Below are 16,144 nucleotides of genomic sequence, written 5' to 3'. Positions count from 1 at the left end.
CCTCCTGATGCGGTCGGGACGGTGCCCGGGAAGCGTATGCGCGGGCGGTGCCGGCGGCCGTCGCGGGTGACGCCGGCGCGCGGCCCGCCGGGCGTCACGCCGGGTAGGCGTGGGTCTGGGCGGCCTTGACCGTCGCCCAGACCGGTACGCCCGGATGGAGGCCGAGTTCGGCGGCGGCGACGGTGGTGAGGTCGGCGGCGAGGGGGAGTTCGCCGGTGAGGGCCGCGCGGATCTGGTCGCCGTGGGTCTCCAGACCGGCGACCTCGCAGTGCCAGAGGTTGCGGGCGCTGGCGCCGGCGGGGCGGTCGCGGTACAGGGTCACCGCGCTCGGGGGGAAGGTGACGAAGACCGGCCCGGTGAGGTCCTCGGTCGTGGTGATCGCGGGCCCGCCGTCCAGTCGTACGGTGTGCCCGTCGGCGCGGCCCTTGTAGAGGTTGAGGCCGACGAGGTGGGCGATGTAGTCGGTGCGGGGCCGGCGGGCGATGTCACCGGGGGTGCCTTCCTGCACCACGTGGCCGTCCTCGACGACGACGAGGCGGTCGGCCAGGACCATGGCGTCCAGCGGGTCGTGGGTGACGAGTACGGCGACGGCTTCGAAGTCGGCCAGGTGGCGCCGGAGTTGGGCGCGGACGTCGAGGCGGGTGCGGGCGTCGAGCGCGGCGAGGGGCTCGTCGAGGAGCAGCAGCCGGGGGTTGGTGGCCAGCGCGCGCGCGAGGGCGACGCGCTGGGCCTGGCCGCCGGAGAGACGGCGGGGTTTGGCGCCGGCGTGCTCGGCGAGGCCCATCCGCTCCAGCCACCGGGCGGCCAGGGAGCGCGCCTCCGCCTTGCTCGCGCCGTGGCAGCGGGGGCCGAAGGCCACGTTGTCCAGGGCGGTGAGGTGCGGGAAGAGGAGGTAGTCCTGGAAGACGACGCCGACCGGGCGGGACTCGGGCGGGGTGCGTTCCAGGGCCGTACCGTCCAGGCGGAGGTGCCCGCCGGTGAGCGGGACCAGGCCGGCCAGGGCGCGCAGGGCGGTGGTCTTGCCGGCGCCGTTGGGGCCGAGCAGGGCCACGACGTCGCCGGGGGCGGCGCTCAGGGCCACGTCGAGGCGGAAGCCACCCCGGTCGACGACGATCCGGGCGTCCAGGCCCTGGGCGGGCGCGGTCTCGCTCACGTGGGCATCCTCGCGCAGGGCGCTCATGACGCCGTCATCCAGCGGTCCCGCAGTCCCGCGAGGACCGCGATCGACACGGCCAGCAGGACGAGACTGAGGGCGATGGCCGCCTCCGGATCGCTCTGCAGCGCGAGGTAGACGGCGAGCGGCATGGTCTGGGTACGGCCGGGGAAGTTGCCGGCGAAGGTGATCGTCGCGCCGAACTCGCCCAACGCCCGCGCCCAGGCGAGCACCGCGCCCGCCGCGATGCCCGGCGCGATGAGCGGCAGGGTGACCCGGCGGAACGCGGTGAAGCGGGAGGCGCCCAGGGTGGTGGCCGCCTCCTCGTAGCGCGGGTCGGCGGCGCGCAGGGTGCCCTCGACGCTGATCACGAGGAACGGCATCGCCACGAACGCCTCGGCGACCACGACCCCGGCGGTGGTGAAGGGCAGGGTGATCCCGAACCAGGAGTCCAGCCACTTCCCGACGACCCCGTTGCGGCCGAGCGCCATCAGCAGCGCCACACCGCCGACCACCGGGGGCAGCACCAGCGGCAGGGTGACCAGGGCCCGTACGAGCCCGCGTCCGGGGAACTCGACTCGGGCCAGCAGCCAGGCCAGCGGCACCCCGAGCACCAGGCTCACCGCGGTGGCCGCCGTGGCGCACAGCAGGGACAGCTGCAGCGCCTGCCACACCTCCGGGCTGGTCAGCTGCTCCGGCAGGCTGTGCCACGGGGTCCGCACCAGCAGGGCGATCAGCGGGACGATCAGGAACGCCAGACCGACGAGCGCGGGTACCAGCAGGGGCAGCGGCACGCCCCGTCCGGCGCCCGCCCGGACGCGCCGGCCCCGTGGCCCACCCGTGAGGGTGTCGGCCACGGCACCGGGCTTGTCCTGGGGGGAGGTCACGGCTGGAGGAACCCGGCCTCGGTCAGGACCTTCTGGCCGTCGGCGGACCGCACCAGCGCGATGAAGGCCTTGGCGGCCTCGGCGTTCTGCGCGTCCTTGAGCAGGGCGATCGGGTACTCGTTGACGGCGTCGGCGGACTCGGGGAACTCCACGCCCTCCACCTTGTCACCGGCCGCGTGCACATCCGTCTTGTACACGACGGCCGCGTCGGCCTCCTTCAGCTCGACCTTCGTCAGGGCCGCCTTGACGTCCTGCTCGTAGGAGACCGGGGTCAGCTTGAGGCTGCCGGCCTCCAGTGCCTTCTGCGCGGCGGCGCCGCACGGCACCTCCTTGTCGCACAGCACGACCTTCAGGCCCGACTTCGTCAGGTCCTTCAGGGAGGAGATCTTGTCCGGGTTGCCGGGCAGGGTGGCGATCTCCAGCTGGTTGCGCACGAAGGTCACCGGCTCGGTGGCGTTGTCCTTCGCGTCCGTCACGATCTTCATCGTCTTGGGGCTGGCCGAGGCGAACACGTCCGCCGGGGCCCCGCCGGTGATGCTCGCCGCGAGCGAGTCGCTGCCGCCGAAGCTGAAGGTCACCTTCGTGCCCGGGTGGGCCTTCTCGAACGCAGCGCCCAGCGTCGTGAAGCTCTCCTTCAGCGAGGCGGCGGCGAACACGGTGACCGTGCCGGACAGCTTGTCCGAGGAGGACGCCGACGCGGACGAGTCGGACGTGGCGGACGAGGAGTCGTCGGAGGACGAGCAGGCGCTCAGGGCCAGCAGTGCGGCGGCACTCGCACCGGTCACCTGCAGCATCCGGCGGGTGCGGCGGGTGCGGCACACGGAACGGGTCATCACGGGTCTGCTCCTTCTCGGGGACTCGGCGAAGACCGCCAGGCGTACGCTGATCATACTGCCGCATATGCAAGGTGTAAGTACCTTGTCTCATCGCATGAGCTGCGCCATCGACTGAGGTGGGTGGTATATGCGTTTGTACACATGGCCTGCGAGGGTACGGTCGTGCGGGAGGTGGTAGCCCGTGAGTCAGTCCCTCGCAGCCGCCGGTACGGCCGCCGTTCCCCGCGCGGAAGTCGTGCTCGCCGGTGACCTGGCCCGACCGTCCCGCCTGACCGTGTCCGATCTGCTGGCCTGGCCCCAGCACACGGCCTCGGCGGCCGGGCCCGGCTTCGACCCCGCCGCATGGACGGCCTGCGCTTCCTCATCGCCGTACGCGGCGTGGACGGCCATCACGCCATGCTGTCGTGGGCGGAGATCGACCCCGACTTCGCACGGGCGCCCGTGCTGCTCGCGGCCACCCTCGACGACACCCCGCTGGACCGGGCGGGCCCGCAGCTCGTCCTGCCGCAGGACCGGTGCGGGGCCCGGTACATCAGCGGGATCCGCGCGATACACGTGGACGGCGGCTACACCGCGTGGACGTGACCGCGGAACCCGGTTGCCGGGAAATGATCAGGCGACCTACCGTCGGGCCCATGGCGGACGACGAACCCACACGCGCGGCACGGCTGTTGGATGCCCAGGCGAAGGCCGAACGGCTCTTCGCGGAGATCGAGGCGCGCGGACTCGTCGCGCCCGGCCAGGGCGAACGGGCGGTCAGCGACCGCGTCCGGGACCTGGCGAACGAACTGTTCGGCGCCACCCGGCACTGGCACAAGCGGATCGTGCGCTCCGGGCCGAACACCCTCCTGCCGTACAAGGAGAATCCCCCGGACCGGGTGATCGGCGCGGACGACATCGTCTTCGCCGACTTCGGGCCGATCTTCGAGGAGTACGAGGCCGACTTCGGCCGGACCTTCGTCCTCGGCGACGACCCGGTCAAGCGGCGCCTGCGGGACGACCTGCCGCAGATCTTCGCCGCCGGCAAGCAGTTCTTCGCCGACGACGCCGACATCACCGGCAAGCAGCTGCACGCCGAGGTGGAGCGGCTGGCCGCCGACGCCGGCTGGGAGCTGGGCGGCTGGCACGCCGGCCACCTGGTCGGCGAGTTCCCGCACGAGTGGATCGACGGCGCGGACGTGGAGTCGTACATCACCCCCGCCAACGACACCCCGCTGCGCCGCACCGACAAGGCAGGCCGTGTCTGCCACTGGATCCTGGAGATCCATCTCGTCGACCAGGGGCGGGGCTTCGGCGGCTTCCACGAGGAACTGCTCACCCTCGGCTGATCCGCTCAGACGCGGTCGATGTGCACGTTCGTCGACTTCACCCGGGCGGTGGCCTCCATGCCGACCTCCAGGCCCAGTTCCTCCACGGCCTCCCGAGTCAGCAGCGACACCAGCCGGTGCGGGCCCGCCTGGATCTCCACCTGGGCCGCCACGTCACCGAGTTTGATCGCGGTGACGATCCCCGGGAAGGCGTTGCGGACCGAGGTGTAGGTGGTCTCCTCCTCGTCGGCCCCGCTCCGGGCGAGCTCCACCGAGAAGGCGGCCAGGTCCTTCCCCTCGACGAGCCGCCGCCCGCCCTCGTCGCGACGGGTCGCCACCCGGCCCGCGTCCGCCCACCGCCGCACGGTGTCGGGACTCACTCCGAGCAGCCGGGCCGCCTGCCCGATCGTGTAGGACTGCATGCGCGCCAAGATATGCCCCCGGCGGGGGCGGACGCGCCGAAGGGCGCCCGGGTCACCCCGGACGCCCTCCGTCACCTCACGCGCACTGCCGTGCTCAGACCAGGTCGAACCGGTCCAGGTTCGAGACCTTGACCCAGGCCGCGACGAAGTCGTTCACGAACTTCTCCTTCGCGTCGTCGCTCGCGTAGACCTCGGCGAGGGCGCGCAGCTCGGAGTTGGAGCCGAAGACCAGGTCGGCACGGGTGCCGGTCCACTTCAGGTTGCCCGCGTCGTCGCGGCCCTCGAAGGTGTGCTGGTCCTCCGAGGTGGACTTCCAGGTCGTGCCCAGCTCGAGCAGGTTGACGAAGAAGTCGTTGGTCAGGACGCCCGGGGTGTCGGTGAGGACACCGTGCTTGGAGTCGCCGCTGTTGGCGCCGAGGACGCGCAGACCGCCGACGAGGACCGTCGTCTCGGGGGCGCTCAGGGTGAGCAGGTTCGCCTTGTCGAGCAGCAGGTACTCGGCCGGGAGGCGGGTGCCCTTGCCGACGTAGTTGCGGAAGCCGTCCCAGGCCGGCTCCAGCGCGGCGAACGACTCGGCGTCCGTGTGCTCCTCGGTCGCGTCCACCCGGCCCGGGGTGAAGGGGACCTCCACCTCGAAGCCCGCGTCCTTGGCGGCCTTCTCGACCGCGGCGGCACCGCCGAGGACGATCAGGTCGGCCAGGGAGACCGTCTTGGCGCCGGAGTTGAACTCCGACTGGACGCCCTCCAGGACGCTCAGGACGTGACGCAGCTGGTCGGGGTCGTTGGCCTCCCAGCCGCGCTGCGGCTCCAGGCGGATCCGGGCACCGTTGGCGCCACCGCGCTTGTCGCTGCCGCGGAAGGTGGACGCGGACGCCCACGCGGTGGAGACCAGCTGCGAGACCGTCAGGCCGGACTCGAGCAGCTTGGCCTTGAGGGCCGCGATGTCGGCCGCGTCGATGACCTCGCCCTCGGCCGCCGGCAGCGGGTCCTGCCACAGCAGGGTCTCCTCCGGGACCTCCGGGCCGAGGTACAGGGACTTCGGGCCCATGTCACGGTGGGTCAGCTTGAACCAGGCGCGGGCGAAGGCGTCCGCGAACTCGGCCGGGTTCTCGTAGAAGCGGCGCGAGATCTGCTCGTAGACCGGGTCGAAGCGCAGCGACAGGTCGGTGGTGAGCATGGTCGGCAGCTGCTTCTTCGACGCGTCGTGCGCGTCGGGGATGATCGCCTCGGCGTTCTTGGCGACCCACTGCTTGGCGCCGGCCGGGGACTCCGACAGCTCCCACTCGTACTCGAAGAGGTTCTTGAAGAAGCCGTTGCTCCACTGGGTGGGCGTGGCGGTCCAGGTGACCTCGAGACCGGACGTGATGGCGTCGCCGCCCTTGCCGGTGCCGTAGGTGCTGGCCCAGCCGAGGCCCTGCGCCTCGATCGGGGCGGCCTCGGGCTCGGCGCCGACGTTGTCCGCCGGGCCCGCGCCGTGGGTCTTGCCGAAGGTGTGGCCACCGGCGATGAGGGCGACGGTCTCCTCGTCGTTCATCGCCATGCGGCGGAAGGTCTCACGGATGTCGCGGGCCGCGGCGATCGGGTCCGGGTTGCCGTTCGGGCCCTCGGGGTTGACGTAGATGAGGCCCATCTGAACGGCGCCGAGCGGGCTCTCCAGGTTGCGGTCGCCGGTGTAGCGCTGGTCGTCCAGCCAGACCTTCTCGGGACCCCAGTAGACGTCCTCCTCGGCCTCCCAGACGTCGGCGCGGCCGCCGCCGAAGCCGAAGGTCTCGAAGCCCATCTGCTCCAGGGCGACGTTGCCGGTGAGGATCATGAGGTCGGCCCAGGAGAGGCTCTGGCCGTACTTCTTCTTGACCGGCCACAGCAGACGGCGGGCCTTGTCCAGGTTGCCGTTGTCCGGCCAGCTGTTCAGCGGCGCGAAGCGCTGCTGGCCGGCGCCGGCGCCGCCACGGCCGTCGGAGATGCGGTAGGTGCCCGCGCTGTGCCAGGCCATACGGATCATCAGCGGGCCGTAGTTGCCGAAGTCGGCCGGCCACCAGTCCTGCGAGTCGGTCAGCACCGCGGCGATGTCCTGTTTGACGGCCGCCAGGTCGAGGTTGTTGAACGCCTCCGCGTAGTCGAAGTCCTCACCGAGCGGGTTCGCCACCGCCGGGTTCTTGGCGAGGATCTTCAGGTTGAGGCCCTCCGGCCACCACTGGCGGTTGCCACCGCCCTGGGTCGGGTGTGCCGCACGGTCGTGGGCGACCGGGCACTTCGCCTCGGACGAGGAGTTTTCAGACATAGGGGGTTCCTTCCGAACGGGGGGAAATCACGGTGCTGCCGCGGTACCGGCGGTGGAGCAGGCGGGGCACAGGCCCCAGTAGATGACCTCGGCCTCGTCGATCGCGAAGCCGCGGTCGTCGGACGCGGTGAGGCAGGGGGCGTGGCCGACCGCGCAGTCGACGTCGGCGACGACGCCGCACGACCGGCACACCAGATGGTGGTGGTTGTCCCCGACGCGCCCCTCGAACCGGGCCGGGCTGCCCGGCGGTTCGATCCGGCGCACCAGGCCGGCCGCGGTGAGCGCGTGCAGCGCCTCGTACACGGCCTGTACGGAGATGTGGCCGACGCGGTCGCGCACTCCGGACGCGATCGCCTCGACGTCGAGGTGGTCACCGCCGCGGACGGTTTCGAGCAGCGCGACGCGGGCGGCCGTCACCCGCAGGCCGGCACCGCGCAGCTCATCGGCGACGGTTCGGGGCTGGGGTGCAGTCATGGGGAACAACCTACTTCGCTAAACACGAATAGTTCAAGAAAGCGAGCAAACCAAGTTTGATGTGTCGCATCGTACCGTGTTCGCCCCTTTATGTTCCGTATTGGCCCGTCGGGGGCCCGGCGGGCGTGCCGTGCCAGAATGGGCGGGCCGTCGTTCCTACCGATCCACCGAGGTTCCGCCGTGACCAAGCCCGTGGCCCGCGAGCCGCAGCGCAGAAATTCGCGGTCCAACCGGGCGCGCATCCTCGCCACGGCCCGCCAGGAGCTCGGCCGGAACCCGGACATCACCCTGGAGGAACTGGCGCGGGCCTCCGGTGTCGTACGACGCACCCTCTTCGGGCACTTCCCCGGGCGCGCCGCGCTGCTGGAGGCGCTCGCCGAGGAGGCGTCCGAGACGCTGCGCGGGGTGCTGGAGACCGCCAGGAGGCCCGAGGAGCCGGCCGAGCGGGCGCTCGCGCACTTCGTGTACTGCATCTGGCCCGTCGGCGACCGCTACCGGCTGCTGCTGGCGCTGGCCCGGCGCGACCTGGGCATGGAGCGCGTCGCCGAGATCCTGGCGCCGGCCCGCGACGAGGTCACGTCCATCCTGGAGCGGGGGCAGCGTGACGGCGTCTTCCATGCCCAGCTGCCGCCGGCCGTGCTGAGCGCGGGCCTGGAGGCCATGCACTTCGCCCTGCTGGAGCAGGTCAACACCGGCGCGCTGGAGGACGACGGCACCCGGACGGCCGTCATCACGCTCATCGCGGCCGGGGTGCCGGCGGACCGGGCGGGCGCCGTGGTCGCGGAGGCCGCGCCGCAGGTGCGGGCCGGGGAGTCCGACGGCGAGGAGTGAGGAGCGCGCGACCGGTCGGTCGCGCAAGGGACTTGACGAAGGGGGCCCTCCCTGAGGGCCCCCTTCGGCGTTTCTCCGCGCGGCCCGCTATTTGCACACCACTGGGCAATCAACTAGTCTGCACATCAGTGGGCAATTATCTCGTCGCCGCTAGGAGTCCCCGATGCCCTTCCTTGCCAACACACCCGTGGAGAAGATGACCGGGCCGTACAAGCGGCGCTGGTGGGCCCTTCTCGTCCTGTGCCTGAGTCTGCTGATCGTCGTCATGGCGAACACCTCGCTGATCGTGGCCGCGCCCGACATGACCTCCGACCTGGGTCTGTCCAGCAGCGACCTTCAGTGGGTCATCGACGGCTACACCGTCCCCTACGCCGCGCTGATGCTGGTGCTGGGCTCGATCGGCGACAAGTACAGCCGCCGGGGCGCGCTGATCACCGGTCTGCTGGTCTTCGCGGGCGGCTCGGTGATGGGCAGCCTCGTGGACGAGACGGCCCTGGTCATCACGGCCCGCGCGATCATGGGAGTCGGCGCCGCGGTGGTCATGCCAGCCACGCTGTCGCTGCTGGTCGCGATGTTCCCCAAGCGGGAGCGCGCCCGGGCCATCACGGCCTGGACCGCCACCTCCGGCCTCGCCATCGCCGTCGGCCCGCTGGTGGCCGGCTGGCTGCTCGAGGACCACGCCTGGGGCTCGACCTTCCTGATCAACGTCCCCATCGCGGTCGCCGCCGTCCTCGGCGCGCTCACCCTGGTCCCGCCGTCGAAGGCGCGGGGCATGGGCCGGATCGACTACGTCGGCGGTCTGCTGTCGATCGTCTCCGTCGGCTCCCTGGTCTACGCCACGATCGAGGGCCCGCACTTCGGCTGGGGCGCCGGCCCGATCACCGCGGCCGTGGTGGCCGGCGTGGGCCTGTCGGCCTTCGTGGCCTGGGAGCTGCGCCACCCGCACCCCATGCTGGACGTGCGCAGGTTCGCCCAGCGGCCGTTCTCCGGGTCGATGCTCGCGGTGCTGTTCTTCTTCTTCGGCACCTTCGGTTCCATCTACTACGCGACCCAGTACCTGCAGTTCGTCCTCGGCTACGACGCCCTGGAGACCGGCGTACGGCTGCTGCCGCTGGCCGGAGCCGTGTTCGTCGGCGCCGCTGTCACGGGCCGGCTGACCCCGAAGCTGGGCATGAAGCCGATGGTGGTGGCCGGTATGGCCATCGGCAGCGCGGGCGTGTTCCTGCTCACCCGGATCGAGACGGGCTCGACGTACACCGACTTCCTGCCGTCGCTGCTGATGCTGGGCTTCGCGATCGGCCTGAGCGTGTCCCCGGCCACCGACACGATCATGGACTCCTTCCCCGAGTCGGAGCTGGGCGTCGGCGGCGGCGCCAACGACACCGCGCTGGAGCTGGGCGGCTCCCTCGGTATCGCCGTGCTCGGCTCGCTGCTGGGCACCGCCTACCGCGACAAGCTGGCCGACCTGGTCGGCGGGCACCTTCCGGCCGCCGCGCTGGAGACGGCGAAGGACTCGGTGGGCGGCGGTATCGCGGTCGCCGAGCAGACAGCGAAGAACCCGGCCGGCGGGCCCCAGCAGGCCCAGGCCCTCATCGATGCCGTGCACGAGGCCTTCGCCCACAGCGTCGCCCAGACCAGCCTGATCGGCGGCGTCATCATGGCCGCCGGCACGCTGATCGTCCTCGCCGTACTGCCGGGCCGCGGGGCCTCCGGCGGGGACCGGCCGCAGGAGCGGACGCAGGAGCGGCCGGAGCAGGCGAAGGAGCCGGCGGAAGCCCGGTAGGGGACGGCGCCGGGAAGCCGTCAGGGACGGCATCGGGGAGACATTGGCGGAGGCCGGGCAGCACACGCCCGGCCTCCGCCGCGTGCACTACTTCCGCACCACCCTCTTTGGAACGGCTGGAGCCGTCGGCTGCCGTCTGCCCACGATGTGTGGCGTTCAGGCCGGTGTCGTTGCGTCCGTCGCCGTCTGTGGCTCTGGTGGGGCGTCGGCCTGTGCGGTCACGGGGCCGGTCCCCTCGGTGTCCTGGGCCGCAGGACCGTCCGCCTCCGCCTCCGCCTTCCCGTCCGCCCCCGGCAGTAGTCCGCTCATCGCGACGCACTGCTCGGGGCCCATGAACCGGGCCAGTGCCGTGCTGACGGTCTCGGCGAGTGCGGTGGACGCTTCCCGCAGCAGGCCGCGGGCCTTGTCGGTGAGGGCGATCTCGATGCCCCGCTTGTCGCCGCACACCGACCTGCGGGTGACCAGCCCGGCCCGCTGGAGGCAGGCGACCTGGTAGGTGAGGCGGGTCTTGGGGCGTCCCAGCAGCTCCGCGACGCGCGTCATGCGCAGGCCCTGCCGGGGCTGCTCCGCCAGCAGGCACAGGATCAGGAACTCGTCGTGCGAGACGTCGAGCCGCTCCTTCACCACCGAGCGCAGCCGCTGCTCCACGGCCCCGGTCGCGGCGAGCAGGAGCATCCAGGCCCGCAGCTCGGGCGGCAGCAGACCACCGCCCCCTGCGGCGGGACATTCGGGCAGGTCGGGGGAGTGCTCCTCGGGGTCGGCCATGCACCGAGTGTACCTGTCGTCCAATTTTGGACCACAAGGGTTGTCCAGTTTTGGATGACCGGCTAGCGTGAGCGTCCTCCAAAGCTCATCCAAATTTGGACGACCGAGTTTGGGCTACCGATGTGAGGAACGATCATGACCGTCGCCGTGGAAACCGGACTGTGGCAGCTCGACACCAGCGCCTCCGCCGTCGCGCTGAAGCACAAGACGATGTGGGGCCTGGTGACCGTCAAGGGCACCTTCGCCACCGTGAGCGGCGGCGGTGAGGTGGGCGCCGACGGCTCCGCCACCGGCACGCTGACCCTGGACGCGGGCTCCGTCGACACCAAGAACGCCAAGCGGGACGAGCACCTGCGCGGCGCCGACTTCTTCGACATCGCGAACCACCCCGAGATCACCTACGCCGTGCGGTCCGCCGAACTCCGCTCCGGCGACACGGTCCAGGTGTCCGGCCAGCTCACCGTGCGCGGCATCAGCAGGCCGCACTCCCTCACCGCGAAGCTGACCGACGCCGGCGCCGACGCGCTCACGCTGGACGCCGAATTCACCGTCGACCGCGGCGAGTTCGGCCTGGGCTGGAACCAGCTCGGCATGATCCGGGGCCTGACCTCGATCACCGCCACGCTCCGCTTCACGCGCGCCCGGTCCGCCTGACCGGCCGTCACTTCACCTTCGTACGACCGGAGTACGCAGCGCCGGCCCCACGTCCGCGCTCGACAGCGTCTGCGGATCCGCCGTGAAGGCCCGCAGCCGGATCCGTACGCTCGGCCGGGGGAGGTGGAACCGCCCCGAGGGCGGCCGGAGTTCGTAGCGGGCCGTGGAGTGGGCGGGCAGCGTCCGCGGACCCCGCACGACGATCCAGTACGGATCCATGCCCTGGCCGGTGGTGAGGGTGAAGTGCGGACTGAGGGCGCGGTCACCGGTGTTGGTGACCCGAAGCGTCATCAGGGACACGGCGGTCGGCGAACCGTGCCGGACCGCCGCCACCCTCATCCGCAGCGGGGGCGTCCCGGTGACCGCCACCGTCGCGCTCGCCAGGGCGGGCAGCAGGACGAGGACGGCCGCCGCCAGCCGGGCCGTACGCCCTCGCGGACCCGCGAGCGGCCGGGGCCGCGGCTGCCACGCGCCGGCGAACTCCGAGGCCGGCGCGGTGACCGCGGCCGCCAGCCACAGCGGCGTCATCATCAGGTAGTAGCCGTCCTGGGAGCGCGTCGCCAGGAAGAACGCGCACCAGGGCAGCACGGTCGCCGCCGGCCCCAGCCGCCGCACGAACAGCACGAACAGCACCAGCAGCGCCGCCGCCAGCAGCAGGCTCGCGTGCCCGTACCAGTCGATCCGGTCGCTGCCGTCCGTGAGGTACAGCGAGACGCCGATCAGCCCCTGGCCGTGCAGCACCGCGCCCTGCGTCAGCGGCAGGGCGATGCCCTCCAGCCAGGCCCGCGGCTGCTGCACCAGGAAGTACGTGTTGATCAGCAGCCATACGGTGGCGGCGATCCCGGTGATCCGCAGCAGCACCCCCGCAGCGGCCCGCGGGCCCAGCTCACCGCGGCGCACCGCGTAGATCCCGGACAGCAGGAAGGGGACCACGAACCAGGAGAGCTGCTGCGCGGCACAGGCCGCGCCCAGGCACACGGCCCGGGCGACACCCGCCCGGCCGAGCAGCCCGCCCCGCCCGATCCGGGGCCAGCGCACCACCGCCGGCATCAGCAGCGCCAGCGCGAGGATCGCCGGGTAGCCCTGCCGCCCGTACATCGGCAGGAACGAGAACCCGAGACACACCAGCGTCGCGACCGGCCGCCACGGCGTGGGCAGCATCCGCCACAGCACCACCGCACCCACGAGCAGCGCGCCGGTCGCCGTGGCCGTCGCCGGGGCACCGCCGTGCCCGAGCCACAGCAGCGGCGTGGTGAGCAGCGGGGCGAGCGGGGGATAGCCGTACGTGTAGTCGTAGCCGCCGTGGACCGTGGGGGTGAGGGCGACGTCGCCGTGGCCGAAGAGCCAGGGCCACGGCTGCCCGTAGACCGGGGCACCGGCGGCGATCTGCCGGGCGGCCTGGGTGGTGAGCACCGCCTCGTCGCCGCCCTGGTGGTACATCACCCACGCGCACAGCACGAGCACCACGGCGGTCACCAGCACGCACAAGTCCAGCCGTGCCAGCGACCGGGCCCGGCGGACCACGAGTGCGAGCACCCCGCACACCAGGATCGACGCGTAGCAGACCGAGATGAGGGCGGCCACCCCGATCCGGTGGCTCGCCGCCGAGGACCAGACCGCGCGCGTGCCGATGAACAGGCCGGCATCGGCCAGCAGGGTCAGCACCCGATGCCACTGCGCGGGGGGTTCCTCAGGGGCGGACACCGCCGACTGTGTCCGCCGACCGGGTGCCACCAGCGAGGTATCTGCCAAGTGCACGGCACGTGAACGTAGTCGCAGCCGGTGAACGCGCCGTTCCTGGACGTGAAGATTCCGGTGTGCGCGGGGTAAGAAGCTCCCGTGGGACGCCTGTGACAGTCGCGGTCCGTGTCGCTGTTGGGCCGAACGGGTGACTTGGCGTAAGAATTGGCTGGTGCAGGCATTGAGTGCGAGTCAGTTCGGGGGGAGCCGGTGAACCGGTACGACGTCACCGATGAGCAGTGGGAAGGGCTCGCCCAGGTCGTTCCGCTGAGAGGCCGGGACGCCTGGCCGTCGGCGGTGGGCCACCGCGCGCTCCCCGACGCCGAGACGGAGACCCGTCGCCGGTTCGTCGTGCTGCGGGTCAATGTCTTCGCGGACGCCCGCGAGGTCGCCGAGACCCTCATGGCGGGCATCCCGGTCCTCCTCGACCTCACCGGCGCGGAGACCGAGGTCGCCAAGCGGGTCCTCGACTTCTCCACCGGTGTCGTCTTCGGTCTCGCCAGCGGGATGCACCGCGTCGACCGCAACGTCTTCCTCCTCACCCCGCCGGGCACCGAGGTGAGCGGAATCATGGAGGGTGCCGGGGTACCCGGCGTCTGAGCGGGAGCGTGCCCGGGCCGACCGCGTCAGCGCCGGGCATCGCCCGATCGTAGGAAGCTCCCGAGGGCGGAACGGTTCGGCGGAAACCCGGAGCCCTACCGTCCGGACATGACCGCCCCGCCGGCCCCTGTACGCAGCCACCCCGTCCGTCCTTGTCTCACCGAGCTGCGGCTGTCCGCGTTCGCCGGGCACCGACGGGCCCGGTTCCCGCTGGGGGCGGTCACCGTGCTGGCGGGGCCCAGCGGGAGCGGGAAGACCACGGCGGTACGGGCGTACGAGGCGCTGGCGCGGCTCGGCGGCGGGGCCCGTCTCGCCGACGTCTTCCCCGACCCCCTCGCCTGTGTGCCCGACCGGGCACGGCCCGACGCCCAGCGGCGCCGCGGATTCCGGATCGGCTGCACCGCCGACGGGCCCGAGGGGCCGGTCCGGCTCGACGTCGCCGTCCAGGCCGAACCCGAGCTGCGCGTCGTGGGGGAGCGGCTGAGCGCTGACGGGCTGGTGCTCCTGGAGACCGCCCTGCGCGATCCGGCCCGGCCCACCGTGCAGGCCGCCTGGCACACCGGCGGATCCGCGCCCGTCACCCGTGCCCCGCTGCCCGACGACCGGCTCGGGACCGCCCTGCTGCCCCTGCGGGTGGCCGGCAGGACCGACGGGCAGCGGCAGGTGCTTGCCGCCGCCGAACAGATGGTCGTCGCCCTGCGGTCCGTCTTCCCCTGCGACCCGCAGCCGGAGTGGATGGGCGCCCCGGTGCCCACCGGCTCCGGGCGGCTGCTCGGTGGCTGCGACAACCTCGCCGACGTGCTCTGGCGCACCCGCGAGGAGTGCGCGCGCCGGCACGCGCACCTGGTCGCGGCCCTCGACGCCGGCTGCGCGGGCCGGGTCGTCGACCTGCGCGCCGAACCGCTGTCCGACGGCACGGTCCGCGCGGTGCTCGACCGCGGCGACGGCGGCGGCACGGAACTCGCCCGCCTCGGATACGGCGAACTGCGCTACGTCGCCCTCGCGCTGGTCCTGCTCACCGGGCCCGGCGTCCTCGACCTGGACACGGCCGGCGAGGTGCCCTCCGCGATGCAGGCACTCACCCTGCTCACCGACAACTTCGACCGGGGCCTGGACCCGCGGCAGCGCACCGGACTGCTGCGGCTGGCGGTGCGCATGGCCGAACGCGGCCACATCCGCTGCGTCGGCGCGGTGAGCGACGCCTCCTGGGCCGCGCGGACGACAGGGGTGACGGTGGTACACCTGGGGCCGTGACAGAACATCCCCGAGATCCCGGACAGCTCGACGTGGCGAAGCTCCAGCGCCGGCTGGCCGAGTTCGCCGCCGCGCGGAACTGGCAGCCCTTCCACACCCCGAAGAACCTCGTCGCCGCGCTCAGCGTGGAGGCCTCCGAACTGGTCGAGATCTTCCAGTGGCTCACCCCGGAGGAGTCGGCCCGTGTCATGGACGACCCGGAGACCGCCCACCGGGTGACGGACGAGGTCGCCGACGTCCTCGCCTATCTGCTGCAGTTGTGCGAGGTCCTCGGCATCGACCCGCTCACCGCCCTGGACGCGAAGATCGACCGCAACGAGCGGAGATTCCCGGCCCCCTGAGCCGCCGACTGTGGACAACTCTGGATTTTCACGGTCCGCTTTCACTCTCCGGAGTCAACGGGCGGTCCGAAACCGATTTGTTGTCCACAGATTTCCGTCTTCCTCTGGCTTTTCGCACCACCTGACCTCACTCTGGGTAGTGGAACGCTCCCTGTGCGCGAGGGGAGTTCGGGCGGACGTGCGAGGAGCACGTCGGGACAGACGGGGGCGGCGCATGGACGCGGTGCGGCTCATCCTGACGAGCAGGCGTGCGCTCGCGGGCAGCAGCGGCAGGACCGAGATCTTCACGGAGGTGTGGCAGTCCCAGGCCCTCGCGCAGGCGATAGGCAGTCGCCTCGCCGTCTCGGGCCCGCCCGAACTGCGCGGCGAGGCCCTGGGGCTGACGGAGCTCGCGGGCCGGGGCTGCGGCGTGCTGGACGCCCCCGACCTCGACCCCGGTGATCTGCGCGCCGCCCAGCTCACCGCACTGGACGACGCCCGCGTGGCCCTGCTCGACCTGGGCAGTCTGCTCGGCGAGGTCGGCATCGCCCTGGTCGCCCTCGCCAGCGCGGCGGACGACCAGGGCACGTACTGGCAGTGCATGGAGGCCATCGACGCGGCCGACGAGGCCCGGGACCGCGTCCTGGAGATGCTGCGCAAGCTGGCCGCGAGAGAGGAGAGAGAGGGGGCCGCCTTACCGGAGAGATGACCTTGCTGTGCGGCGAGATGCCTTCGCTGTGCAGCGAGCTGGACCCGCCGTGCGGAGAGGTGCCCCCCTGTGCCGAGACGTCCCCCAGTGCGGAGGGGTGTCCCGCTGTGTAGCGAGCTGGCCCTGCC

16 protein-coding genes and 1 pseudogene are annotated in these 16,144 nt (G+C 72.2%); 9 read left to right on the top strand and 8 right to left on the bottom strand.

Going from position 1 to position 16,144, the window contains the following annotated elements; genetic code table 11:
- Window positions 1–94: 94 nt before the first annotated feature.
- Genes ACIRF9_RS12260 through modA form a run of 3 tightly spaced genes read right to left on the bottom strand, consistent with a single transcriptional unit; the run spans window position 95 to window position 2,873 of the window.
- Window positions 95–1,153 carry an ABC transporter ATP-binding protein gene (locus ACIRF9_RS12260; protein WP_403819579.1) on the bottom strand — a complete coding sequence of 353 codons (1,059 nt, stop codon included), beginning with the start codon at window positions 1,151–1,153 and terminating at the stop codon, window positions 95–97.
- Window positions 1,154–1,176: 23 nt separating this feature from the next.
- Entirely contained in the window at window positions 1,177–2,040 is an 864-nt protein-coding gene (gene modB, locus ACIRF9_RS12255) for a molybdate ABC transporter permease subunit (RefSeq protein WP_403819577.1), read from the bottom strand.
- Window positions 2,037–2,873 (bottom strand): molybdate ABC transporter substrate-binding protein, encoded by an 837-nt coding sequence (gene modA / locus ACIRF9_RS12250; RefSeq protein ID WP_403819576.1) that lies wholly within the window; start codon window positions 2,871–2,873, stop codon window positions 2,037–2,039. The genes modB and modA overlap by 4 nt, the downstream gene beginning before the upstream one ends.
- Window positions 2,874–3,057: 184 nt before the next feature.
- Between modA and ACIRF9_RS12245 the strand changes: the two are divergent.
- Together ACIRF9_RS12245 and ACIRF9_RS12240 are read left to right on the top strand one after the other, a co-directional pair.
- Window positions 3,058–3,461: pseudogene (locus ACIRF9_RS12245) on the top strand (hypothetical protein).
- Window positions 3,462–3,511: 50 nt separating this feature from the next.
- On the top strand, window positions 3,512–4,204 hold the full coding sequence (locus ACIRF9_RS12240) for a M24 family metallopeptidase (RefSeq protein WP_403819574.1): 693 nt from the start codon (window positions 3,512–3,514) through the stop codon (window positions 4,202–4,204).
- A 5-nt stretch (window positions 4,205–4,209) separates the two neighbouring features.
- Here ACIRF9_RS12240 and ACIRF9_RS12235 read toward each other — a convergent pair whose 3' ends face one another.
- The 3 genes from ACIRF9_RS12235 to ACIRF9_RS12225 form a co-directional block, all read right to left on the bottom strand.
- Entirely contained in the window at window positions 4,210–4,605 is a 396-nt protein-coding gene (locus ACIRF9_RS12235; protein ID WP_403819572.1) for a molybdopterin-binding protein, read from the bottom strand.
- A gap of 94 nt (window positions 4,606–4,699) precedes the next feature.
- Window positions 4,700–6,886, bottom strand: a complete 2,187-nt coding sequence (gene katG / locus ACIRF9_RS12230) for a catalase/peroxidase HPI (RefSeq protein ID WP_403819571.1) — start codon at window positions 6,884–6,886, stop codon at window positions 4,700–4,702.
- 27 nt (window positions 6,887–6,913) lie between these two features.
- On the bottom strand, window positions 6,914–7,360 hold the full coding sequence (locus tag ACIRF9_RS12225) for a Fur family transcriptional regulator (RefSeq protein ID WP_403819569.1): 447 nt from the start codon (window positions 7,358–7,360) through the stop codon (window positions 6,914–6,916).
- A gap of 180 nt (window positions 7,361–7,540) precedes the next feature.
- On the opposite strand from ACIRF9_RS12225, the gene ACIRF9_RS12220 reads away from it, so the two are divergent.
- The gene (locus ACIRF9_RS12220) at window positions 7,541–8,191 is read left to right on the top strand and encodes a TetR/AcrR family transcriptional regulator (RefSeq protein ID WP_403819568.1); all 651 of its coding nucleotides are present in this window, start codon (window positions 7,541–7,543) and stop codon (window positions 8,189–8,191) included.
- Between the two features lie 163 nt (window positions 8,192–8,354).
- The gene (locus tag ACIRF9_RS12215) at window positions 8,355–9,974 is read left to right on the top strand and encodes an MFS transporter (RefSeq protein ID WP_403819566.1); all 1,620 of its coding nucleotides are present in this window, start codon (window positions 8,355–8,357) and stop codon (window positions 9,972–9,974) included.
- A 156-nt stretch (window positions 9,975–10,130) separates the two neighbouring features.
- On the opposite strand, the gene ACIRF9_RS12210 is transcribed toward ACIRF9_RS12215, so the two are convergent.
- Window positions 10,131–10,739, bottom strand: a complete 609-nt coding sequence (locus ACIRF9_RS12210; protein ID WP_403819564.1) for a MarR family winged helix-turn-helix transcriptional regulator — start codon at window positions 10,737–10,739, stop codon at window positions 10,131–10,133.
- A 135-nt stretch (window positions 10,740–10,874) separates the two neighbouring features.
- Between ACIRF9_RS12210 and ACIRF9_RS12205 the strand changes: the two genes are divergently transcribed.
- Window positions 10,875–11,393, top strand: coding sequence for a YceI family protein (locus ACIRF9_RS12205; RefSeq protein ID WP_403819562.1), 519 nt, complete (start codon window positions 10,875–10,877; stop codon window positions 11,391–11,393).
- 12 nt (window positions 11,394–11,405) lie between these two features.
- On the opposite strand, the gene ACIRF9_RS12200 is transcribed toward ACIRF9_RS12205, so the two are convergent.
- A complete protein-coding gene (locus tag ACIRF9_RS12200; RefSeq protein ID WP_403819561.1) occupies window positions 11,406–13,097 on the bottom strand; it encodes a hypothetical protein in 1,692 nt (563 codons plus the stop codon).
- A 246-nt stretch (window positions 13,098–13,343) separates the two neighbouring features.
- Between ACIRF9_RS12200 and ACIRF9_RS12195 the strand changes: the two genes are divergently transcribed.
- From ACIRF9_RS12195 to ACIRF9_RS12180, 4 genes are all read left to right on the top strand, one after another.
- On the top strand, window positions 13,344–13,733 hold the full coding sequence (locus ACIRF9_RS12195; RefSeq protein ID WP_399424623.1) for a cell division protein SepF: 390 nt from the start codon (window positions 13,344–13,346) through the stop codon (window positions 13,731–13,733).
- A gap of 108 nt (window positions 13,734–13,841) precedes the next feature.
- Window positions 13,842–14,987, top strand: a complete 1,146-nt coding sequence (locus ACIRF9_RS12190; RefSeq protein WP_403819558.1) for an ATP-binding protein — start codon at window positions 13,842–13,844, stop codon at window positions 14,985–14,987.
- Window positions 14,984–15,328: a nucleotide pyrophosphohydrolase gene (locus ACIRF9_RS12185; protein ID WP_403819556.1), complete on the top strand. Its 345-nt coding sequence runs from the start codon at window positions 14,984–14,986 to the stop codon at window positions 15,326–15,328. Before ACIRF9_RS12190 ends, ACIRF9_RS12185 begins: the two co-directional genes overlap by 4 nt.
- Before the next feature lie 214 nt (window positions 15,329–15,542).
- Complete coding sequence (locus ACIRF9_RS12180) at window positions 15,543–16,016, top strand: DUF6099 family protein (RefSeq protein ID WP_403819554.1); 474 nt, start codon at window positions 15,543–15,545, stop codon at window positions 16,014–16,016.
- Window positions 16,017–16,144: the final 128 nt, after the last annotated feature.

The sequence above is a fragment of the Streptomyces sp. NPDC096132 genome (genome assembly GCF_044763345.1).
Lineage (GTDB): Bacteria > Actinomycetota > Actinomycetes > Streptomycetales > Streptomycetaceae > Streptomyces.
This window is presented reverse-complemented; position numbering and strand designations above follow the sequence as displayed.